This window comes from Pseudoxanthomonas sp. P4_B2, assembly GCF_056402315.1.
Genome location: NZ_JBFUHQ010000003.1, coordinates 108,428 through 128,873, shown reverse-complemented (window position 1 = coordinate 128,873; position 20,446 = coordinate 108,428). Strand labels below are relative to the sequence as shown.

The following is a 20,446-nucleotide window of genomic DNA, read 5'->3' as shown; positions in this document are numbered from 1 at the left end:
AAGCGACCGCATTAGATCGACGCCGAGAACCGGTACCCCGAGCCGCGCACCGTCTGCACCATGTTCTCCACCCCGTGCGGCTCCAGCGTCTTGCGCAGGCGACGGATATGCACGTCCACAGTGCGTTCCTCCACGTACACACTGCCGCCCCATACATGGTCCAACAACTGGGTACGGCTGTAGACGCGTTCGGGATGGGTCATGAAGAAGTGCAGCAGGCGGTATTCGGTCGGGCCGATCGGCACCGGCGACTCGCCGGCGAACACCCGGTGCGCGGCGCCGTCGATGCGCAAGCCGCCCACGGCGATGCTGCCGTCTTCATCGTCCTCGCGCGAGCGGCGCATCACCGCACGGATGCGGGCCAGCAGTTCGCGGGCCGAGAAAGGCTTGACCACGTAATCGTCCACGCCGGCTTCGAGGCCGCCGACACGGTCGTTTTCCTCGCCGCGCGCGGTCAGCATGATGATTGGCACGTCGCGGGTCAGGGCATCCTTGCGCCAGCGCCGGGCCAGTTCCAGGCCGCTGGTACCGGGCAGCATCCAGTCCAGCAGGATCAGGTCGGGAACCCGGTCGGCGATGGCGGTCTGCGCTTCGCGCGCGTCGCCGGCATGCACGGGCTCGAAATCGCCCTTGCGCAAGGCGAAAGCGACCATATCGCGGATGGCGGGTTCGTCGTCGACGATGAGGATGTGCTTTTGCATGTCGTGTCCTGCCTGCGGCTACCGTGGCACTGTGGGCCATGGCGTGCAAGTAGACGACGTTTTTATGACCGACAAGTGACAACCCGGGGCTGCCCGGCCAAGGATGCGGCGGTCTGGTGTGACAAAACCGTGTCAGCGGGCGGTTTCAGCGCCGATCAACGTCCGGATCGCGGATGCCCTGGCGTCTCAGTTCCAGGACTTGCGGGGTAATGGTGGCGATGCGGGCGTCGATGCGCGCACGGGCGTAATAATCCAGGTCTTCGCGCCTTTTCAGGTTCTGCAGCTGAACCAGAGCTTGTTCGGGGCGGCCATTCAGAAAGGCCGCCTCGGCGTAGGCTTCGCCGGCGCGGGACAGGTCGCCGGCCAGTTCGTTGGCACGGGCCAGGTCCTGCTGGAACACCGGATCGTCAGCCGAGCCGCCCTGCAAGGGCCGCAGCACGGCCTGGGCGCTTAGCCCCGACTCGCGGCTGCCTTGCTCATTCAAAACCTGGGCGTAGCTCAGCGCGACTGCACGGTTATCCGGCGATTGCCGCAGCAGCGCCGAGAAACGCCGGTTGGCCGCTTCGGTCTGGCCGCTGCGCGATTCGGCCTGGCCCATGGCCAGCTCCAGCCATAGGTTGCCGGGATACTTGCCCACCAGCGGCTCCAGTTCGGTGACGGCGACGGCCGGACTGTTGGCGCGCAGCCGGGCCAGGGCCAGGCCGTACTTCTGGGCGTCGCTGAGGCCTTTGCCGCTGCTCTGGCGTATGCGCTCGTATTCTCCGATCGCCTGGTTCGGGGTGTCCGCACTAAGCACCCGCAGCCGTTCCTTGGCCCAGTCGAACTGTCCGCTGCCGCCCTTGGAAAGAATCCCCATCGACATCAGCAACGAGCTGGGCAACAGGGGGTTCGAAGTCCCCGCTGCGGCATAGGACGGGTTGCGCGGAATCCGTTCGGATTGGGTGCCACCTGGGGTGGAGGTGGTGACCGGGATGGTGGTTTCCCGGGTGATCTGCTCGGCCCGCTCGCGGGCTTCGCTGATGCGGGTGGTGGTGACCGGGTGGGTCTGCAGATAATCGGGGGTGCGCTCGCGGTCGCCGCCGCGGTTGCCGCGCATGGCCTGGGACATGCGCTCGAAGAAACCCGCCATTGCGCCAACGTCGTAGCCCGCACGCGACAGGGTGCGAATGCCTACACGATCGGCTTCGGCTTCATTGGAGCGGGTGTAGTCGATTTGCCGCTGCGCCATCAGTCCCATTGCGCTGGCGATGGCCGCCTGCGAGGCGTCGCCGCTGGAATTACCGCCCGCCGACTGGGCCAGCACAATGGCCCCCAGCATGCCCAGCAGGATGGGAATCTGGTCGCGTTGCGCGCGTTCCACCCCACGCAAGACATGTTGTTGGGTCACGTGGGCTATTTCGTGGGAAATCACGGCCGCCACTTCGTCTTCGCGCTCGGCAGTGAGGATCAGGCCGGCATTGACGCCGATGTATCCGCCAAGGGTGGCGAACGCGTTGATCTGCCGATCCTTGAGCATGAAGAAAGTGAAAGGCTGACGCGGCTGGTCGCTGTCGGCGCCCAGCCGACCCCCCATGTCCTGCAGCCACTCGTTCAACAACGGGTCTTCCAGCAGATAATTGTAGTTGCGCAGTTCGCGCAACATCATGCCGCCGTATTCGGCCTGGCGCGCCGGAGTAAGCAGTTCGCCGGCCGAAGAACCGATATCCGGGAGTTTGGAATCCTGCGCCCGGACCAGAGGGGCCGCAATTGCCAGAGTAAGAGCGAGGGCGAGCAGGGAAGGGCGCAAGCGTTGCTCCAGGGAAAGCCATTGAAATCGTGACGCAGGATGACCTGCGGGGTGCGCAGCCGGGTGAATAGGCGGTTAACTTACAGCGTGCCAGCCAGCAGCGTTCCAGCCCGCAGCGTTCCAGTTTGCGGGATGGTAACGCCCCGGCATGCCACCATATTCTTCCGACCATGATTGTTGTCGAGAATTCCCGTGACTGATCCTGTTGTTGCCGGCGCCCCGGAAATCACCCTCTACACCACCGCCATTTGTCCGTACTGCGTGGCCGCGAAGAACTTCCTCAAGAGCAAGGGGCAGATCTGGACCGAGGTCCGCGTCGACCTGGATTTCGAACAGCGCCAGAAGATGGTGGCCAAGGCCAACCGCACCAGCGTGCCGCAGATCTTCGTGGGTGAAACCCACGTGGGCGGTTACGACGACATGATCGCGCTGCACCGCGCCGGCAAGCTCGAACCCCTGTTCGCCGGCCAGGCGGGAGAGCGCGCATGAGCGACGGCGAGGACAATCGGGGCGGCGACCGTTTGGCCGAATTCACCCAGTTCCGCCAGCGCATGAACGAACGCATCCTAGGCGAACCCAATCAGGTAGTGCGCCGTTTCTTCGCCCTCGATACGCAGACCTACCAGGCCGGCGCGCTGGACGTGAAGACCAAGGAATTACTGGGTTTGGTGGCATCGATGGTGCTGCGTTGCGACGACTGCATCAGCTACCACGTGGCCCAATGCAAGGACGCCGGAGTCAGTCGCGAAGAGTTCTTTGAAACCTTCTCGGTCGGGCTAGTGGTGGGCGGCTCCATCGTCATCCCGCATTTGCGCCGGGCTGTGGATTTCTTGGATCAGTTGGAAGCCGGGGCGGTGGCGCCTGCCGCACACGATCACGGGTAAAGGCTGTTCCTTCTCCCGGTGGGAGAAGGAAAAGCTGGAAGACCATCTCCATTTGGGGTCAACAGCCCCGATCGGGCATAATTAGCGCATCCCTTCTTCCCGCGACTGCGCTGGGCAACCTGCAGCGCTCTCGCCCCTGTTCGGAACCCCAACGCAATGACCCAGACGATCACCGTCATCCGCGGCGATGGCATCGGCCCGGAAATCATGGACGCCGCCCTGTACGTGCTCGACAGCATGAAGGTCGGCTTGGCCTACGAGGAAGCCGATGCCGGCTTGGCCGCCCTGGAAAAGCATGGCGAGCTGCTGCCGCAGGCCACCATGGACTCCATCCGCAAGAACCGCATCGCCCTGAAAAGTCCGCTGACCACGCCGGTGGGCGAGGGTTTCAGCTCCATCAACGTGGAATTGCGCAAACGTTTCGATCTTTACGCCAACGTGCGTCCGGCCAAGTCGTTCCCGAACACGAAGTCGCGCTTCCCGACCGGCGTGGATCTGATCACCGTGCGCGAAAACACCGAAGGTGCCTACATCGGCGAAGGCCAGATGACGTCCGAGGACGGCATGACCGCCACCTTGACCCAGAAGGTCACGCGCGCCGGCTCGGAACGCATCGTGCGTTATGCCTTCGATCTGGCCCGCAAGACCGGCCGCAAGAAGGTCACGGTGGTGCATAAGGCCAACATCCTGAAATCCACGTCCGGCCTGTTCCTGAAAGTGGCGCGCGAAGTCGCTGCGCTGTATCCCGAGATCCAGTGCAACGAGATGATCGTGGACAACACCTGCATGCAGCTGGTGATGCGTCCCGAACAGTTCGACATCATCGTTACCACCAACCTGTTCGGCGACATCATTTCGGACCTGTGCGCGGGCCTGGTCGGCGGCCTGGGCCTGGCGCCGGGCGCCAATATCGGCACCGAGGCGGCGATTTTCGAAGCGGTGCACGGCTCCGCGCCCGACATCGCCGGCAAAGGCATCGCCAACCCCTGCGCCCTACTGCTCGGCGCCGCGCAGATGCTCGACCATATCGGCCAACCGCAGAACGCCGAACGTCTGCGCAATGCGATCGTGGCGACCCTGGAAGCCAAGGATTCGCTGACCCCGGACCTGGGCGGCGAGGGCAACACGATGTCTTTCGCCAAGGCGATCGCAAGCCGGATCTGATCGACGGAATACGTTCGACGAAGCACGTTCGACCGAACAAGATCACAACGGGACGCTCGGCGTCCCGTTTTTGTTTGCGCTTGTCCCAGGCATGGGCTTTGTGGCGCGATCGATGCAACGGACAATCGCGTTCTCCCATACAGGTCCGGCGATTCCATGGAAGTCCGTCCCAGCGCCGTAGCGCTGACTCCGCTGCTGCTCTTCTTGTTGATCTTCTTTGGCGCCGGCCTGTACTTCACCGCACAGGGCGATGCGATGGGGTTCTATCAATTGCATGCGCCGGTGGCGATCCTGCCGGCGCTCGCGCTGGGAATGTTGATTGCCCAACGCCGTGGCGGTAAGGCCATGGATACGTTGCTGGCCGGGATCGGCGATTCCAACATCATTCTGATGTGCCTGATCTTCCTGCTGGCAGGCGCCTTCGCCATGGTCACCAAGCAGATCGGCGCGGTGGACGCGGTGGTGTCGCTGGGGGTAGGGGCGCTGCCACCTGCGCTGATTCTGCCAGGCCTGTTCCTGATCGCCGGGTTCCTATCCCTGGCGATCGGCACATCGATGGGGACGATCGCCGCGGTCGCGCCGATCGCGCTGGGCGTCTCCGACGCAGCGGGACTGGATCGTGCGCTGGTGATAGGCGCGGTCATCGGCGGCGCCACCTTCGGCGACAATCTCTCGGTGATCTCCGACACAGCCATTGCGGCCGCTCGCACACAAGGGTGCAGCGTGCGCGAAAAATTCCGCGAGAACCTCAAGATAGCGTTGCCGGCGGCGGTATTGACCGTGCTGGTGCTGACCTTCGCCGGAGACGCTTCGCCGGCCCAGGCCGAGCAGTCGGCATCGCCGTGGCTGGTGCTGCCGTATGTGCTGGTACTGGTGTTGGCGGTGATCGGCCTGGATGTGCTGCTGGTGCTGAGCATAGGCCTGATCGTCGCCGGGTTGTTCGGCTACGCCAGCGGACAGGACTACGGGATCGCCGCCTTTTCCACCGACATCTACGTCGGTTTCGAGAGCGTGGTGGAGATCACCTTGCTGGCGTTGTTCATCGGTGGTTTGGGTGCCCTGATCAAGGCCAGCGGCGGCTTGGCGTGGTTGGCCAGGGCTATTTCGCGCATCGCGCGCGGCAGCGATGGCCGGCGCACGGGTGAATGGAGCATCGCGGCATTGGCTTCAGTCACCGACGTGTTCACCGCCAACAACACCGTGGCTATTCTGATCAGCGGCAGCGTCGCTCGCGATATCGCCGAACGCCACGATGTGCCGCCAGCGCGCGCGGCAAGCCTGCTGGATATCTTCGTATGCAGCGTGCAGAGCCTCCTGCCTTATGGCGCCCAGATACTCTTGGCGGCATCGCTGGCCGGCTTGTCGCCGTTGGCGTTGGTGGGCAAGGCGCACTACTGCTGGTTTCTGGTCGCGGTGACCATCGCCTTTATGCTGTGGCCGCACCGGCGCAAAGCAGCCTTGGCCGTGGACGCATAAAAAAAGGGGCGCAATGCGCCCCTTTTTCTACTTATCGAAGCGGTGAACCTCAGCGCGAGTTGAGCTTGGACAGCAGGCGCAGGAACTCAAGATACAGCCACACCAGCGTGACCATCAGGCCGAACGCGCCGTACCACTCCATGTACTTCGGTGCGCCCTGTTCCACGCCGTTCTCGATGAAATCGAAGTCCAGCACCAGGTTCAGCGCCGCGATCACGATCACGAACAGGCTGAAGCCGATGCCGACGATGCCCGATTCATGGATCAGCGGAATATTGATATTGAAGAAGCCCAGCACGATCGTGGCCAGATAGACCAATGCGATCCCGCCGGTTGCCGCGACCACGCCCAGTTTGAAATTCTCGGTCGCCTTGATCAGACCGCTGCGGTAAGCCATCAACAGCGCGAACAGCGTGCCGAAGGTCAACAGCACTGCCTGGAAGACGATGCCGTCGAAGCGCAGTTCGTACATCGCCGAAATCGAGCCCAGAAAAAAGCCTTCCACCAGCGCATACAGCGGCGCGGTCACCGGCGACCAGGCCTTCTTGAAGATCGTGATCAGGGCGAGAATGAAGCCACCGATCGCGCCGCCCAGCATGTAGCCCACCACGCCGGGAGCGATTGTGGGCACACCATCGGGTCCCACCGTGACGGATTGGCTCCAGGCGAAGGCCGCGGTCAACACCGCCAGCAACAGCAGGATGCCGGTCTTGTTGACGGTGCCGTTCAGGGTCATCGCGCCAGCGTCGCGTGAGACCACTGCGCCGCTGCCCAGGTCAAGGAAGGTGGATTCTTTCAGTGCCGGATTGCCGCTGCGTATCATCTTTGCCTGCTCCATCGTTTCGGACCTGCGTCCCTAAGCGCAGGAGGATAGCTCATGACCGCAGCGCATGATCGTTACGGAATCAGGGAGTTTGCCCACCCACCGGTTTGACAGCGAGGGCGCAGCTTCCGACAATACGCGGCCTTGTTGGCCTGCACGGCGATGCGGGGCCCGAGTCGGGGTATAGCGCAGTCTGGTAGCGCATCTGGTTTGGGACCAGAGGGTCGGGGGTTCGAATCCCTCTACCCCGACCACTTCAGGTGCCGATCTTTGGATAGGCCGATCTTTTGGATAGGATGTCCACCGGCTGGATGCGACAATCCCGGACCGAGCGCCCGTAGCTCAACCGGATAGAGCACCGGCCTTCTAAGCCGGCGGTTACAGGTTCGAGTCCTGTCGGGCGCGCCATTGCGGTAGGTTTTACTAATGTTTCGTTTTTATGGTGGATGTAGCTCAGTTGGTTAGAGCACCGGATTGTGATTCCGGGGGTCGCGGGTTCAAATCCCGTCTTCCACCCCATATCGAATAAGGTCGCGGCGGGTTCCTGACGCCGCTGCGACTTGTTACAATATCCACAGTTTCAGGGCTGTTAGCTCAGTTGGTAGAGCAGTTGACTCTTAATCAATAGGTCGAAGGTTCGAATCCTTCACAGCCCACCAAATAAAACAACAACTTAGGCATCTGAAAGGGTGCCTTTTTTGTTGCCTCCGGAAAACGCTCCCGAAAAATCGGCAGACACTGCAGGTTCCACAAGCTGGGGTTCGTGGCCGTAGCAGTCAAACGTGGGCCACCAGTTACATGGTCGACGGTCGAAAGGCGCCGCCGGCGAACTGGTCATCAAGGTGGGACGGCAGCCAGGCGCAACTGCTCTGACCGCCGTGCCTACGCCTCAACGGGCTTCGGTGATTTTCTTGACGACGCCGTCGACCAGGTAGACAGAGACTGTCTTGCCGCTGAGGTAGTAGTCCCAACGTTCGCCATAGACGGCGCCCTGCTCGTTTTCCAAATTGGCTATGCGATCGGGCTTGCCGGCGACTTCCATCACTTTGCCGGCGCCGTCGCCGGTGACAACAAGGCGGCTGCCAAAGGCATAAGTGTCCGCCAAGGCGGGCGCTGACAGGAGGAGGAAAAAGCTGAAGATTGCTGCGCGCATGAGGTCACCGTCCGTTGGATTTATCGGCACTCTAGCCCTGCCGGTTCATGTCTTCAAGCGGGGCTAACGCAGGCTCATTGGTAAGTCCTTCGCAGCCCACCAAATTATGAAGCGCCCGGCCCACCAGGAGCTTTTTTTGTGGCCAGCCCGGTGCATGGATACAATGGGCCGCGGACCAGCGAAAGTGGCGGAATTGGTAGACGCACCAGATTTAGGTTCTGACGGGTAACCCCCGTGCGGGTTCGAGTCCCGCCTTTCGCACCGCGCCCCGGACAACTGACAGGGCAGCAATAACAGAGCGCGCCGCGGCGCGTAGCTATGTTTGGTAACGGGCTGTTTTCTCGATCAAGTGCCCGGAATTGCTGCTTTTTCCCAGGCCGCACCAGAGAAGCACCCAGCGATGCCTGGTCAAAAACCCGCATCGCCGACCTGGCGAGCCCCTTCTGCGGCCTTTTGCTGGCAGCCGGCCACGTAATCGGCGAAACTATTGCGTTGCGCCGGTGCCGCGCCAGTCCCGCGACTGCGCTACCCGCCAACCAGATCATCAACATCGCGTCGCGGACGTTTCCGTGGCCCAGGAGTCAGTGGATATGCAAGTTTCGGTCGAATCGCTCGGTAACCTCGAGCGCCGCATGAGTTTCACCCTTCCGGCCGAGCGCCTGGATACCCATATCGGCGGCCGCCTGCGCGAGCTGGCCCGCACCGCGCGCATCAAGGGCTTCCGCCCCGGCAAGGTGCCGCAGAAGGTGATCGAGCAGCGCTACGGCCAGCAGGTCCGCAACGAGGCGCTGAACGGCCTTTTGCGTGAAACCTTCGACTCGGCCGTGCGTGAGCAGGCCCTGCAGTTGGCCGGCAATCCGCGCCTGGAACCGGCCGGCGCCGGTGAGCTGGAATGGATCGCCACCTTCGAGGTGGTACCCGATTTCGGCGATGTCGACATGTCCAAGCTTGCGGTGACCCGGCACACGGCCGAAGTCACCGATGCCGACATCGACCAAATGATTGAAAACCTTCGTCTGCAGCGCCGTACCTTTCAGCCGGTGCCGCGTGCGGCCCAGCAGGGCGATCGCGTGGCTCTGGAGACCTGGTCGCAGGCCGGCGAAGAGCGCCTGCCGGCGGAAGGGATCGAGAAGGGAGCCACCCTGATCGGCTCGGGCGTGATGTATAGCGAGATCGAGAATGCGCTGGTGGGCATGTCCAAGGGCGAGGAAAAGGACATCACGGTCAATTTCCCAGCGGACTGGCGGGTACCGCAGCTGGCCGGCCGCCAGGTGCAGGTCTATCTGAAGGTCACCGAGGTTTCCGAATCGGTGATGCCGGAAGTGGACAAGGAGTTCGTCAAGAGCTTCGGCGTTAAGGGTGGCGACCTGGAGCGTTTTCGCTCCGATATCCGAACCAACCTGGAACGCGAGCTCAAGGGCGCGCTGATGACGCGTCTGCGCCGCGAAGTGGGCGAACAGCTGATCGCCGCCTATGCGCACGTGGAAATGCCGCCCCGCCTGGTCGAGAGCGAAGCCCGCGCCATGCTCCAGCAGACTGTTGAGCAGGCCCAGCGCAACGGCCAGAACGTGCAGGTCCCGGCCGATGCGCATGAAGGCTTCAAGGATGCCGCTCGTAAGCGGGTTCTGGTCGGCCTGCTGGTCGGCGAGGTCGCGCGCAGCAACCAGCTGCGCCTGGATCCCAAGCGCCTGAACGAGACGCTGCGACTGATCGCCTCGACCTACGAAGAACCGGAACAGGTCATTGAGTTGTACCGCAACGACCCCCAGTTGATGAGTGGACTGCAGAATCGTGTGATGGAAGAGCAGGTGATCGACTGGATCGCCGAGCGCGCCCAGCACACCGAGCAGGCGCTGTCTTTCCAGGAAGCCATACGCCAGTAAGTAGCACGCCCAGTGCTGGCAGCCAGTGCCCGGATGCCCTCGTCCGGGCGTTCCCACCCTCAACCAGGTTGAAACCGAACATGAGCCTCATCCAGCCCCAAGCCCTGAACCTGGTCCCGATGGTGGTCGAACAGACCAGCCGCGGCGAGCGGGCCTACGACATCTACTCGCGCCTGCTGAAGGAACGCGTGATCTTCCTGGTCGGCGGCGTAGACGATCATGTTTCCAACGTCATCGTCGCCCAGATGTTGTTCCTGGAAGCTGAGAACCCGGAAAAGGACATCAGCTTCTACATCAACTCGCCCGGTGGCGTGGTCACTGCCGGCATGGCGATCTACGACACCATGCAGTACATCAAGCCCGACGTGAGCACCATCTGTGTCGGTCAGGCCTGCAGCATGGGCGCATTGCTGTTGTCGGCAGGCGCGGCGGGCAAGCGTTACGCGCTGCCCAACTCCCGCGTGATGATCCACCAACCCTCCGGCGGTTCCCAGGGGCAGGCCACCGATATCGACATCCAGGCCCGCGAGATCCTCGCGATGCGCGCCCGCCTGAACGAGATCATGGCCAAGCACACCGGGCAGTCGCTGGAAACCATCGCTCGAGACACCGAACGCGACAATTTCAAGAGCGCGGCCGATGCGGTGGCGTACGGGCTGGTCGACCAGGTTCTGGAACGCCGTCCGGAAGACTCCATCCAGGCTGGCTGATCGGCAGCGAGCCTCGGGAAATAACGTTTACAACCTGTTTCTGGCCCGTGCGCCCATCGCGCGGCCGGAACTGCTATTCTCAAACCGAACACCCGCTCGACGGGTCGGGTGACTGGACAACCGAAGCATGAGCGAAGACCGGCAAAGCCGTTCCGGCGACAGCAACAAGATCCTTTACTGTTCGTTCTGCGGCAAAAGCCAGCACGAAGTCCGCAAGCTGATTGCGGGCCCGAGCGTGTTCATCTGCGATGAATGCGTGGAGCTGTGCAACGACATCATCCGCGAGGAACTCGAGGAAAAGGCCCAGTCCGCACGCAGCAGCCTGCCCAAGCCGCGCGAGATTTTGGAAGTCCTGGACCAGTATGTGATCGGCCAGCAGCGCGCCAAGCGCACCCTCGCCGTGGCCGTGTACAACCATTACAAGCGCATCGAGAGCCGCAGCAAGAACGACGAGGTCGAGCTGGCCAAGTCCAATATCCTGCTAGCCGGTCCCACCGGTTCGGGCAAGACCCTGCTGGCCGAAACTCTGGCTCGGTTGCTCAATGTGCCGTTCACGATTGCCGATGCCACCACCCTGACCGAAGCCGGTTATGTGGGCGAGGACGTGGAGAACATCATCCAGAAGCTGCTGCAGAAGTGCGACTACGACGTCGAGAAGGCACAGCAGGGCATCGTCTACATCGACGAAATCGACAAGATTTCGCGCAAGAGCGAGAACCCGTCCATCACTCGCGACGTGTCCGGCGAAGGCGTGCAGCAGGCGCTGCTGAAGCTGATCGAAGGCACCGTGGCCAGCGTGCCGCCGCAGGGCGGACGCAAGCATCCGCAGCAGGAATTCCTGCAGGTCGACACCAAGAACATCCTGTTCATTTGCGGCGGCGCGTTCGCCGGCCTGGATAAGATCATCCAGCAGCGTTCGACCGAAGCCAGCGGCATCGGTTTCGGTTCCAAGATCAAGAGTTCCGAGCGCAAGGCCGAGATGGGCAAGGTGCTGTCGGAAGTGGAGCCGGAAGACCTGATCAAGTTCGGCCTGATTCCCGAGTTCGTCGGCCGCCTGCCGGTGGTAGCGACCCTGGAAGAGCTGGACGAGCCGGCCCTGATCAAAATCCTGACCGAACCCAAGAACGCCATCACCAAGCAGTTCAAGAAACTGTTCGACATGGAAGGCGTGGAACTGGAGTTCCGTCCCGATGCGTTGTCGGCGATCGCCCGCAAGGCGCTCAAGCGCAAGACCGGCGCGCGCGGTCTGCGCACCATCGTCGAATCGGTACTGCTGGATACCATGTACGACCTGCCTTCTCTCGAAAACGTGGGCAAGGTGGTGGTGGACGAATCGGTCATCGAGCACAAATCCGAACCGTACCTGATCTACCAGAACGCGCCCGCGCAGCCCAAGGTCGCCTCGGCCGAATAAGCCGCCCAAGCCGTTGAAACCCAACGGCTTTCCGACGCTACTATCCGGTTTCCACTTGCATCCCTTGGCAGATGGCCCCATAACGGGGCCATGGTGCTTTGCGCCGCCTTGTCCGTCCTTTGCTGGAGCCCCCATGGCCCGTTCCGATTCCCATCTTCTCGACCTACCGGTGTTGCCGCTGCGCGACGTCGTGGTCTTTCCGCACATGGTCATCCCGCTGTTCGTCGGCCGCGACAAATCCATGCGCGCGCTGGAGCAGGCGATGGAAGCCGACAAGCGCATCCTGCTGCTGGCGCAAAAATCCGCCGAGACCGATGACCCGACGGCCGCCGACATGTATTCGATCGGCACCCTGGCCCAGGTGCTTCAACTTCTGAAGCTTCCCGACGGCACCATCAAGGTGCTGGTGGAAGGCACGGCGCGCGTGAACGTCAGCGATGTCAGCGAGCGTGACGGTTCGCTGTACGGGCGTGGCGAGGAAATCGATTCGAGCGACCTGCGCGAAGGCCGCGAAGTGGAAGCGGTGGCGCGCTCGCTGATGAGCCTGTTCGAGCAATACGTGAAGACCAACCGCAAGTTGCCGCCCGAACTGCTGCAGACCCTGGCCGGCATCGACGAGCCCAGCCGTCTGGCCGACACCATCGCCGCGCACCTGGGCGTGCGCCTGAGCGACAAGCAACGCCTGCTGGAAACCATCGAGGTCGGCGATCGGCTGGAGTTGCTGGTCGGTTTCGTGGACGGCGAGATCGACGTGCAGCAGCTGGAAAAGCGCATCCGCGGTCGGGTCAAGTCGCAAATGGAGAAGAGCCAGCGCGAGTACTACCTCAACGAACAGATGAAGGCCATCCAGAAGGAACTGGGCGAGCTGGACGATGCGCCCAACGAACTGGAAGACCTGGCCCGCAAGGTGGCCGAAGCCGGCATGCCCAAGGCGGTGGAAACCAAGGCCAAGAACGAACTCAACAAGCTGAAGCAGATGTCGCCGATGTCGGCCGAAGCTGCGGTAGTGCGCAACTACCTGGACTGGCTGCTGGGTGTGCCGTGGAAGAAGCGCAGCAAGGTACGCAAGGATCTCAAGGTCGCGCAGGACACGCTGGACACCGACCACTACGGCCTGGAGAAGGTGAAGGAACGCATCCTGGAATATCTCGCGGTGCAGACGCGCGTGAAGCAGATGCGCGGCCCGATCCTGTGCCTAGTCGGCCCGCCGGGCGTGGGTAAGACTTCGTTGGGGCAGAGCATCGCCAAGGCCACCAACCGCAAGTTCGTGCGCATGTCGCTGGGCGGCGTGCGCGACGAAGCCGAGATCCGTGGCCATCGCCGCACTTATGTCGGTTCCATGCCGGGCCGCATCGTACAGAACCTCAACAAGACCGGAACCAAGAATCCGTTGTTCGTGCTGGACGAGATCGACAAGATGTCGATGGATTTCCGCGGCGACCCGTCTTCGGCCCTGCTCGAAGTGCTGGATCCGGAACAGAACAGCGCCTTCAACGACCATTACCTGGAAGTGGATCTCGATCTGTCCGAAGTCATGTTCGTTGCGACCGCCAATTCGCTCAACATTCCCGGTCCATTGCTGGACCGCATGGAGGTGATCCGCATCCCCGGCTATACCGAGGAAGAAAAACTCAACATCGCGGAGCGCTATCTGATCCCGAAGCAACTGAAGGCCAACGGTCTGAAGCCCGAGGAACTGAAGATCGCCGAGGGCGCGATCCGCGACATCGTGCGCTACTACACGCGCGAATCCGGCGTGCGCAATCTGGAGCGCGAGATCGCCAAGATCTGCCGCAAGGTGGTCAAGGAGATCGCGTTGGCTGGCCCCAAGCCCGCGAAAAAGAAGACCGCCGCGATCAGCGTCACTTCCAAGAACCTGGAGAAATACCAGGGCGTGCGCCGCTTCGATTACGGCCGCGCCGAGGAACAGAACGAGATCGGCCTGGTCACCGGCCTGGCCTGGACTGAAGTCGGCGGCGATCTGCTGCAGATCGAAGTCAGCCTGGTTCCCGGCAAGGGCGGCCTGACCCTGACCGGTCAGTTGGGCGACGTGATGAAGGAATCCGCCTCGGCCGCGCTGTCGGTAGTGCGTTCGCGTGCGGAAAGCCTCGGCATCGACACCGATTTCCTGCAGAAGCAGGACGTACATCTGCACGTTCCCGATGGCGCTACACCCAAGGACGGCCCCAGCGCGGGCATCGCGATGGCCACCGCATTGGTCTCTACGCTGACCAAGAATCCGGTGCGCGCCAACGTGGCGATGACCGGCGAAATCACCTTGCGCGGACGTGTGTCCGCGATCGGCGGACTGAAGGAGAAGTTGCTGGCGGCGATACGTGGCGGTATCACCACCGTGATCATCCCGGAGGAGAACCGCAAGGATCTCGCCGACATCCCGGCAAACGTCACCCAGGGCATGAAGATCGTGCCGGTGCGTTGGATCGACGAGGTGCTGGATCTGGCGCTCGAGCGTCCGCCGACCCCGGCGGCGGCGTCCGGCGGTGGCGAGAAGCTGCCCGTGCGGGATTCCGGAAAGGCGCCTGTGCAGCCCGACGTCAAGCATTGATCGGGTGATAATTACAAGCGGAAAAAGCCGCGAAACCCGCGCCATTATTAGCTTTTCGCCTTGCGTGGGTATCCGGCCGCTGGTATAAATGGCGCACCCGCGGGCGCCTGATTTCATGACGCGCTTCACGGCACCCTCGATCGGATGATCCCCAGACTATCGTTCCGGGCAAGTCCGATTACTCATTCCGCGGTCATCCGCACTGGGAGTTACTACATGAACAAAACAGAATTGATCGACCACGTCGCCGAGTCCGCTGACCTGAGCAAGGCCGATGCCGCGCGCGCGGTGGATGCGGTGATCTCCTCCGTGACCAAGGCGTTGAAGAAGGGCGACAGCGTCACTGTCGTCGGTTTCGGCACCTTCCAGGTACGTGAGCGCGCTGCCCGCACCGGTCGCAACCCGAAGACCGGCGACACCATCAACATCGCTGCGTCGAAAAATCCTGCATTCAAGGCTGGTAAGGCCCTGAAGGATGCCGTAAACTAATCTGCTCGCCGCCGACGCTTCGGTGTCGGTTTAGCACTAGGGTGCTTAGCTCAGCGGTAGAGCGTCTCCCTTACACGGAGAGGGTCGGGGGTTCGAAACCCTCAGCACCCACCACCTTCGGGTGTACCGCGGTCGCCGGGTTTGCCCGGTTGCTGCAAGAGTTCTTCAAAGCGGAGTGGTAGTTCAGTTGGTTAGAATGCTGGCCTGTCACGCCGGAGGTCGCGGGTTCGAGTCCCGTCCACTCCGCCATATTTGAAACAGGAAGGCGCCGAAAGGCGCCTTTTCTGTTTCGACCTGAATGTTTTCGGCCTGTATCGATGCCATCGGACAGGGCGATTATGGAAGTTTGGCGTTAACAGGCCCTCCCAAGCGCGCTAAACTGCGCGGCTTACGAGAAATCAGGCCGAACGCCACGATGCTGCAGAAACTCCGCGACAAGACTTCCGGTTGGATAGCCACCGCCGTGCTCGGCCTGTTGATCATTCCGTTCGCCTTCGTAGGCGTCAACGAATACATGACCGGCGGCACCGACGACGCCGTGGCCAAAGTCGAAGCGCCGCCCACCTGGTGGAAGTCCGCGCCGAACTGGTGGCCGGTGTCCATGTTGTGGCAGCACGAGGAAGTGACCCTCGAGGAATTCCGCACCCGTTTCGAGCAGGCACGGCAGCAGCAGCGGCAGGCGATGGGTGAGAATTTCGACCCGCGCGAGTTCGAGACCGCCGAAAACAAATTGCTGGTGCTTGACCAGTTGATCGACCAGAAGGTCATGCAACTCAACGCCAAACGTTCGGGCATCGCGGTGAGCAATGCGGCCGTGCGCGAGTCGATCGCCAACGAACCCGCTTTCCAGGTCGACGGCAAATTCGACGCGGCTCGCTATACGACCCTGCTTTCTTCGCAGGTGCCGGCGCTCACGCCGGTGCTGTTCCAGCAGCAGGAGCGCGATCGCTTGCAGATGGCCCTGATTCCGCGGGGCATCGGCGAATCCGAATTCGTTACCGGCAAGGAAATGGACCGCCTGATCAAGTTGCTGGGCGAGACCCGCGACGTCACCATCGCCGCGCTGAAGGCGCCAGAGGCGAGCGTCGATACGGCGAGCGATGCGCAGATCAAGGCCTGGTACGACGCGCATCCGGCCAATTACAAGCAGGGCGAATCGGTGACCCTGGAATACGTGGACGTGGATGGCAGCGCCGCGCCGACCGCCCCGGCGACACCGGTCGACGAAGCGGCGTTGCGGGCGCGCTACGAACAGGAAAAATCGCGCTTCATGAGCGCTGAGCAACGGCTTGCCTCGCACATCCTGATTAGCGTGCCGGCCGGCGCCGATGCGGCCACGCAGAAAGCGGCGGAACAGAAGGTCGCCGCATTGGCCGCTCAGGCCAAGCAGCCAGGGGCGGACTTCGCAGCGCTGGCCAAAACCAATTCGCAGGATCCCGGATCCAAAGACAGCGGCGGCGACCTGGGTTGGGTGGATCGCGGCGTGATGGTCAAGCCTTTCGAGGACGCGTTGTTCGCGATGAAGGCCGGCGAGATCAGCGGCCCGGTCAAGACCGATTTCGGTTATCACGTGTTGCAGCTGCGCGAGATCAAGCCGGGTCAGGGCAAGTCGTTCGAGGAAGTGCGCGACGTGCTGGCCCGCGAACAGGCCGAGGCCGATGGCGAAAAGGTCTACAACGATTTGGCCGGACGCATGGTCAATGAGGTGCTAAAGAACCCGACCGCACTAGGGCCTGCGGCCAGGAGCGTAGGCCTGCCGGTGCAGCGCATCGGTCCGTTCTCGCGCGCGACCGCTTCCGGCATCGCCGCCAACCCGGCGGTCTTGCGCGCGGCCTTCTCCGATTCCCTCGTGCAGGACGGTACGGTCAGCGATCCGATCGAGATCTCTCCGAAGCATTCCGTTTTCATCCGTGTGCTGCAGCACACGCCCGAACAGGCGCAGCCTCTGGCGCAAGTTCGTGATGCCGTCATCGCCGCGATCCGCGCCGACCGCGCCGCCAAGGCGGCGGAAAAAGCCGCGGATGCGATCCTGGCCCGCATCGCCAAGGGCGAGACCCTACAGGCCATCGCCGCGGCCGACAAATTGCAGACCGGGGAACTGCCGGGCATTCCGCGCGGTGCGCCGATGCCGTCACCGGAAATCAACGCGGCCATCTTCGCAACGCAGAAGCCGGCCGCCGGCAAGGTGTCGACTGGAAAGGCGAGGATGGAGGATGGGAACTATGCGGTCTTCGTGGTCAACAAGGTCAACGAGGGCGACCTAACCAAGATCACCCCGGAACAACGCACCCAGTTGCAGCAACAGGTGGTGCAGATGGACGGCGCCAGCGATGTTGCTGCCTACGTGGCCGCGCTGCGCAAGCAGTACAAGATCACCCGCAAGGAAGACCGGCTTTAAGGCAAGCGGTCGGTCCTACGAAAAAGCCCGGCATCGCCGGGCTTTTTTTATGCCGGTAGTGCGCGCCGGATCCGCACGCCGGATCAGTCGTCGCCGATACCGGTCATGCCCAGGATGTTGTAACCGGCATCGACATAGGTCACTTCGCCGGTGATGCCTGCGGCCAGGTCGGAACATAGGAAAGCGCCGACATTACCGACGTCCTCGATGGTGACCGTGCGGCGCAGCGGCGAGTAGGCTTCCACATGCCCCAAGATGTTGCGGAAGCCGCCGATGCCTGCGGCCGCCAAGGTCTTGATGGGACCTGCGGAGATGGCGTTGACGCGAATGCCTTCCGGTCCCAAGTTCAGCGCCAGGTAGCGCACCGTCGCTTCCAGGCTGGCCTTGGCCACGCCCATGACGTTGTAGTTCTGCAGCGCACGTTCGGCGCCGAGGTAGCTGAGGGTCAGCACCGCGCCGTTGCGTCCCTGCATGGCCGGGCGCGCGGCTTTGGCCAGCGCCGCCAGCGAATAGGCTGAGATGTCATGGGCCAGGGCGAAGTTCTCGCGAGTCAGCCCATCCAGGAAACCACCGGTGATGGCCTCACGCGGAGCGAAAGCGATAGCATGGACCAGAATGTCGAAGCCGTCCCAGTGCTGGCCGAGCTGCTCGAAGCACGCGGCGATCTGCGCATCGTCGGTCACGTCTAGCGGCAGCACGATGTTGCTGCCGTATTCGGAGGCGGCTTTCTCGACGCGCGATTTCAGGCGGTCGTTCTGATAGGTGAAGGCCAGTTCCGCGCCTTCCCGGTGCATGGCTTCGGCGATACCCGAAGCGATGGAGCGTTCGCTGGCGATGCCGGTGATGAGTGCGCGCTTGCCTTGCAGGAAACCCATGGATTTTCTCGTCGATTGAGCAATGGCTCTATTTTGCCACTTTTTGCCGATGGACTTTCCCGCGCCCGCGGTCGGCTCATTTCCCGCCGGCGTCGCTGTCCAGTTTCAAGACCATGCCCGGCCGTAGCACCGCGGTGCTGGCCAGGCCGTTGCGGTCCAGCAATTGTTGCGGTGGCAGGCCGTAGCGGCGCGCGATGGTCCAGGCGGATTCGCCACGGCGCACGGTGTGCGAACCGGTAGCCTGGGAAGCAGGCGAAGCCGTGGCCTGGGAGGATTTCGATTTCGCCGGAGCTGGCAACGCAGGGATTTCCGCAACATGATTGCCAGCGGCCACAGAGACGCCTGCGCCGGAAGGCGCGAGCACCCGCAATGGTTTGCCGCCGCGCGAAAGACCGGCCGCGAGCGCCGGGTTGAGCCGGCGCAACTGGGCGCTGTCATGGCCCTGCCGCTGGGCCCATTCGTCCAGGCTGGCGACATCGCCTGGCAGCGCCTGCGGAGCGAGTCGCGGGACATCGCGGTCCAGGGCCCGCAGCCATTCCTCGCGGTCGTCGGCTTGCTGGAAGATGCAGGCCAGGGCGTGGAGTTTTTCCACATAGGCATAGGTGATCCCCGACAATCCTGGCAACTGCGCGGGCTTGGCGTTCTGTGCGTTCATGCCGGCGCGGCGCATAGATTGCAGGATGCGGTACTCGCCGGCGTTGTAGCCCATCACCGCCAGTCGCCAGTCGCCGCCGAACATTCCGTGCAGCGTCTTCAGGTAACGCACGGCGGCCTGGGTGGAATCCACCGGCGATAGGCGTCCGTCATAACCGCCGCGCATGGCGACGCCGTGGTTGCGCGCGGTCACGCCGATGAACTGCCACAGCCCGGCCGGGCCGCTGGCGCTGCGTGCGCCGGGTTTGTAGCCGCTTTCCACGAAGGGAATCAGGGCGAATTCGGTGGGCAGATCGGCGTCGCGCAACGCATCGACCACATAGCCGAACAGCGGCAACAGATCGTCGTTGGCTTGCGCCAGCTGCCCGGGCGCATGGCCGAAGTGCTTCTTCCAGCGCGTGCTGGTGGCGGAGGCATCGCAGGTGGGATCGGCCAGGCCGGTGCGGAAGTTTTCGTAGATCTCGCGCCCGTTGCGTTGGCGCGAGGACGGGAGCGACTCCAGCTCGAGCGGAGGGCTGCCCGCAGCCGACGCGCTCGCGGCCATGGCGAGGTTGGAGCCATCAGGCTCGGGGCTGCCAGGCTCCGAGCCGACATTTCCGGCGGCCTGTAGCGCACCGGCCTGCGCTACACAGGCCTGCGGCATATAGGCAATCCCTAGCGCGCACAGCAACGCGCAGAAGCGGTACCCGCGCGGCCTCATGCGCGGAAACCGTCCTTCCAGCGCCGCAGTTCGGCGAAAGTTTCCACCCGGTCGGCGGAGGGGCGGCCCAGGCGGCGCGCGACCGCGTCGCGGACGGCCGGCGCCTCCACGCGCAGGAACGGATTGGTGGCCAGTTCAGTGGCGACGGTGGAGGGCAGAGTGGGGCGTCCGGCGTGGCGCATGGCTTGGGCTTCCTCGGTACGGCGACGCAAGGCGTCGTTGGCGGGGTCCACGGCCCGGGCGAAGGCTGCGTTGGCCAGAGTGTACTCGTGGCCGCAGCACACGGCTGTGTCGCCCGGCAAGCTTGCCAGGCGCTCCAGTGAAGCCAGCATCTGTGACGGCGTGCCCTCGAACAGCCGCCCGCAGCCCATGCTGAACAGGGTATCCCCGCAGAACAGATGACCGTCCGCACCGTGGAAGGCGATATGGCTCAGCGTATGGCCCGGCACGGCCAGCACGTTGAATTCCCAACCATTCAGGCTGAATACGGCACCGTCGCCGACCCGTTCGGTGGCGTGCGGAATGCGCGCGTCTTCGGGCGCAAACACCGGTAGGGTAGGCCAGCGCTCGCGCAGGGCAGCCAGGCCGCCGCTGTGATCGGGATGGTGATGGGTAACCAGGACGCCTGCCGGCCACATGCCCAGTTCGCTGGCGGCCAGCACCGGCGCGGCATCGCCGGGGTCCACGATCACGGCGTTGCCGTCGTCGTCCACCAAGGCCCAGATGTAATTGTCTTCAAAGGCGGGCAGGGCGGTCAGACGCATCGGTCA

At 63.2% G+C, this 20,446-nt stretch carries 17 protein-coding genes and 7 tRNA genes; 17 read left to right on the top strand and 7 right to left on the bottom strand.

Translation table 11 applies throughout. From position 1 onward, the window contains the following. Positions 1-11: 11 nt before the first annotated feature. Positions 12-701 carry a phosphate regulon transcriptional regulator PhoB gene (gene phoB, locus AC1DTQ_RS09330; protein ID WP_310094097.1) on the bottom strand — a complete coding sequence of 230 codons (690 nt, stop codon included), beginning with the start codon at positions 699-701 and terminating at the stop codon, positions 12-14. Positions 702-846: 145 nt separating this feature from the next. Further along, a complete protein-coding gene (locus tag AC1DTQ_RS09325) occupies positions 847-2,487 on the bottom strand; it encodes a M48 family metalloprotease (RefSeq protein ID WP_477849270.1) in 1,641 nt (546 codons plus the stop codon). 186 nt (positions 2,488-2,673) lie between these two features. On the opposite strand from AC1DTQ_RS09325, the gene grxC reads away from it, so the two are divergent. From grxC to AC1DTQ_RS09305, 4 genes are all read left to right on the top strand, one after another. Then, positions 2,674-2,976: a glutaredoxin 3 gene (gene grxC, locus AC1DTQ_RS09320; protein WP_477849671.1), complete on the top strand. Its 303-nt coding sequence runs from the start codon at positions 2,674-2,676 to the stop codon at positions 2,974-2,976. Further along, positions 2,973-3,371, top strand: a complete 399-nt coding sequence (locus tag AC1DTQ_RS09315) for a carboxymuconolactone decarboxylase family protein (RefSeq protein WP_477849269.1) — start codon at positions 2,973-2,975, stop codon at positions 3,369-3,371. Before grxC ends, AC1DTQ_RS09315 begins: the two co-directional genes overlap by 4 nt. A gap of 156 nt (positions 3,372-3,527) precedes the next feature. Then, positions 3,528-4,535: an isocitrate dehydrogenase gene (locus AC1DTQ_RS09310; RefSeq protein ID WP_477849268.1), complete on the top strand. Its 1,008-nt coding sequence runs from the start codon at positions 3,528-3,530 to the stop codon at positions 4,533-4,535. A 156-nt stretch (positions 4,536-4,691) separates the two neighbouring features. Next, positions 4,692-6,011: a Na+/H+ antiporter NhaC family protein gene (locus AC1DTQ_RS09305; protein ID WP_477849267.1), complete on the top strand. Its 1,320-nt coding sequence runs from the start codon at positions 4,692-4,694 to the stop codon at positions 6,009-6,011. Positions 6,012-6,060: 49 nt separating this feature from the next. On the opposite strand, the gene AC1DTQ_RS09300 is transcribed toward AC1DTQ_RS09305, so the two are convergent. Further along, the gene (locus AC1DTQ_RS09300) at positions 6,061-6,831 is read right to left on the bottom strand and encodes a Bax inhibitor-1/YccA family protein (RefSeq protein WP_477849670.1); all 771 of its coding nucleotides are present in this window, start codon (positions 6,829-6,831) and stop codon (positions 6,061-6,063) included. Between the two features lie 180 nt (positions 6,832-7,011). Here AC1DTQ_RS09300 and AC1DTQ_RS09295 point away from each other — a divergent pair. The 4 genes from AC1DTQ_RS09295 to AC1DTQ_RS09280 all read left to right on the top strand — a co-directional run bounded on the left by AC1DTQ_RS09295 (position 7,012) and on the right by AC1DTQ_RS09280 (position 7,493). After that, a tRNA-Pro gene (locus AC1DTQ_RS09295) sits at positions 7,012-7,088 on the top strand. Positions 7,089-7,165: 77 nt separating this feature from the next. Beyond that, a tRNA-Arg gene (locus AC1DTQ_RS09290) sits at positions 7,166-7,242 on the top strand. Between the two features lie 34 nt (positions 7,243-7,276). Continuing rightward, positions 7,277-7,353 (top strand) — tRNA-His (locus AC1DTQ_RS09285). Positions 7,354-7,417: 64 nt separating this feature from the next. Then, positions 7,418-7,493: transfer RNA gene (locus tag AC1DTQ_RS09280), tRNA-Lys, on the top strand. 230 nt (positions 7,494-7,723) lie between these two features. On the opposite strand, the gene AC1DTQ_RS09275 is transcribed toward AC1DTQ_RS09280, so the two are convergent. Then, a complete protein-coding gene (locus AC1DTQ_RS09275) occupies positions 7,724-7,987 on the bottom strand; it encodes a DUF2845 domain-containing protein (RefSeq protein ID WP_477849266.1) in 264 nt (87 codons plus the stop codon). Between the two features lie 178 nt (positions 7,988-8,165). Here AC1DTQ_RS09275 and AC1DTQ_RS09270 point away from each other — a divergent pair. The 9 genes from AC1DTQ_RS09270 to AC1DTQ_RS09230 all read left to right on the top strand — a co-directional run bounded on the left by AC1DTQ_RS09270 (position 8,166) and on the right by AC1DTQ_RS09230 (position 17,447). Continuing rightward, a tRNA-Leu gene (locus tag AC1DTQ_RS09270) sits at positions 8,166-8,248 on the top strand. Between the two features lie 329 nt (positions 8,249-8,577). Then, positions 8,578-9,870 carry a trigger factor gene (tig, locus tag AC1DTQ_RS09265; protein WP_477849265.1) on the top strand — a complete coding sequence of 431 codons (1,293 nt, stop codon included), beginning with the start codon at positions 8,578-8,580 and terminating at the stop codon, positions 9,868-9,870. A gap of 80 nt (positions 9,871-9,950) precedes the next feature. After that, complete coding sequence (clpP, locus tag AC1DTQ_RS09260) at positions 9,951-10,580, top strand: ATP-dependent Clp endopeptidase proteolytic subunit ClpP (protein ID WP_093279689.1); 630 nt, start codon at positions 9,951-9,953, stop codon at positions 10,578-10,580. 127 nt (positions 10,581-10,707) lie between these two features. After that, complete coding sequence (clpX, locus tag AC1DTQ_RS09255; RefSeq protein WP_310094071.1) at positions 10,708-11,994, top strand: ATP-dependent Clp protease ATP-binding subunit ClpX; 1,287 nt, start codon at positions 10,708-10,710, stop codon at positions 11,992-11,994. A gap of 133 nt (positions 11,995-12,127) precedes the next feature. After that, positions 12,128-14,560 (top strand): endopeptidase La, encoded by a 2,433-nt coding sequence (gene lon / locus AC1DTQ_RS09250; RefSeq protein ID WP_477849264.1) that lies wholly within the window; start codon positions 12,128-12,130, stop codon positions 14,558-14,560. A gap of 216 nt (positions 14,561-14,776) precedes the next feature. Then, positions 14,777-15,049 carry an HU family DNA-binding protein gene (locus AC1DTQ_RS09245; protein ID WP_093279692.1) on the top strand — a complete coding sequence of 91 codons (273 nt, stop codon included), beginning with the start codon at positions 14,777-14,779 and terminating at the stop codon, positions 15,047-15,049. A 39-nt stretch (positions 15,050-15,088) separates the two neighbouring features. Beyond that, a tRNA-Val gene (locus AC1DTQ_RS09240) sits at positions 15,089-15,163 on the top strand. A gap of 58 nt (positions 15,164-15,221) precedes the next feature. Further along, positions 15,222-15,298: transfer RNA gene (locus AC1DTQ_RS09235), tRNA-Asp, on the top strand. Positions 15,299-15,464: 166 nt separating this feature from the next. Then, positions 15,465-17,447, top strand: coding sequence for a peptidyl-prolyl cis-trans isomerase (locus AC1DTQ_RS09230; RefSeq protein WP_477849262.1), 1,983 nt, complete (start codon positions 15,465-15,467; stop codon positions 17,445-17,447). A gap of 83 nt (positions 17,448-17,530) precedes the next feature. Here the strand turns inward: AC1DTQ_RS09230 and AC1DTQ_RS09225 are convergent, their stop codons facing one another. The 3 genes from AC1DTQ_RS09225 to gloB all read right to left on the bottom strand — a co-directional run bounded on the left by AC1DTQ_RS09225 (position 17,531) and on the right by gloB (position 20,440). Beyond that, entirely contained in the window at positions 17,531-18,322 is a 792-nt protein-coding gene (locus AC1DTQ_RS09225) for an enoyl-ACP reductase FabI (protein ID WP_477849260.1), read from the bottom strand. Between the two features lie 76 nt (positions 18,323-18,398). After that, entirely contained in the window at positions 18,399-19,619 is a 1,221-nt protein-coding gene (locus AC1DTQ_RS09220) for a lytic transglycosylase domain-containing protein (RefSeq protein ID WP_477849669.1), read from the bottom strand. 53 nt (positions 19,620-19,672) lie between these two features. Continuing rightward, entirely contained in the window at positions 19,673-20,440 is a 768-nt protein-coding gene (gene gloB / locus AC1DTQ_RS09215) for a hydroxyacylglutathione hydrolase (RefSeq protein ID WP_477849259.1), read from the bottom strand. Between the last annotated feature and the right edge of the window lie 6 nt (positions 20,441-20,446).

What these genes read in the sequence shown, in the direction of transcription:
- phoB (WP_310094097.1), bottom strand. Translation starts at nt 701, where the DNA reads ATGCAAAAGCACATCCTCATCGTCGACGACGAACCCGCCATCCGCGAT.
- AC1DTQ_RS09315 (WP_477849269.1), top strand. Translation starts at nt 2,973, where the DNA reads ATGAGCGACGGCGAGGACAATCGGGGCGGCGACCGTTTGGCCGAATTC.
- AC1DTQ_RS09310 (WP_477849268.1), top strand. Translation starts at nt 3,528, where the DNA reads ATGACCCAGACGATCACCGTCATCCGCGGCGATGGCATCGGCCCGGAA.
- AC1DTQ_RS09305 (WP_477849267.1), top strand. Translation starts at nt 4,692, where the DNA reads ATGGAAGTCCGTCCCAGCGCCGTAGCGCTGACTCCGCTGCTGCTCTTC.
- AC1DTQ_RS09275 (WP_477849266.1), bottom strand. Translation starts at nt 7,987, where the DNA reads ATGCGCGCAGCAATCTTCAGCTTTTTCCTCCTCCTGTCAGCGCCCGCC.
- tig (WP_477849265.1), top strand. Translation starts at nt 8,578, where the DNA reads ATGCAAGTTTCGGTCGAATCGCTCGGTAACCTCGAGCGCCGCATGAGT.
- clpP (WP_093279689.1), top strand. Translation starts at nt 9,951, where the DNA reads ATGAGCCTCATCCAGCCCCAAGCCCTGAACCTGGTCCCGATGGTGGTC.
- clpX (WP_310094071.1), top strand. Translation starts at nt 10,708, where the DNA reads ATGAGCGAAGACCGGCAAAGCCGTTCCGGCGACAGCAACAAGATCCTT.
- lon (WP_477849264.1), top strand. Translation starts at nt 12,128, where the DNA reads ATGGCCCGTTCCGATTCCCATCTTCTCGACCTACCGGTGTTGCCGCTG.
- AC1DTQ_RS09245 (WP_093279692.1), top strand. Translation starts at nt 14,777, where the DNA reads ATGAACAAAACAGAATTGATCGACCACGTCGCCGAGTCCGCTGACCTG.
- AC1DTQ_RS09230 (WP_477849262.1), top strand. Translation starts at nt 15,465, where the DNA reads ATGCTGCAGAAACTCCGCGACAAGACTTCCGGTTGGATAGCCACCGCC.
- AC1DTQ_RS09225 (WP_477849260.1), bottom strand. Translation starts at nt 18,322, where the DNA reads ATGGGTTTCCTGCAAGGCAAGCGCGCACTCATCACCGGCATCGCCAGC.
- AC1DTQ_RS09220 (WP_477849669.1), bottom strand. Translation starts at nt 19,619, where the DNA reads ATGCCGCAGGCCTGTGTAGCGCAGGCCGGTGCGCTACAGGCCGCCGGA.
- gloB (WP_477849259.1), bottom strand. Translation starts at nt 20,440, where the DNA reads ATGCGTCTGACCGCCCTGCCCGCCTTTGAAGACAATTACATCTGGGCC.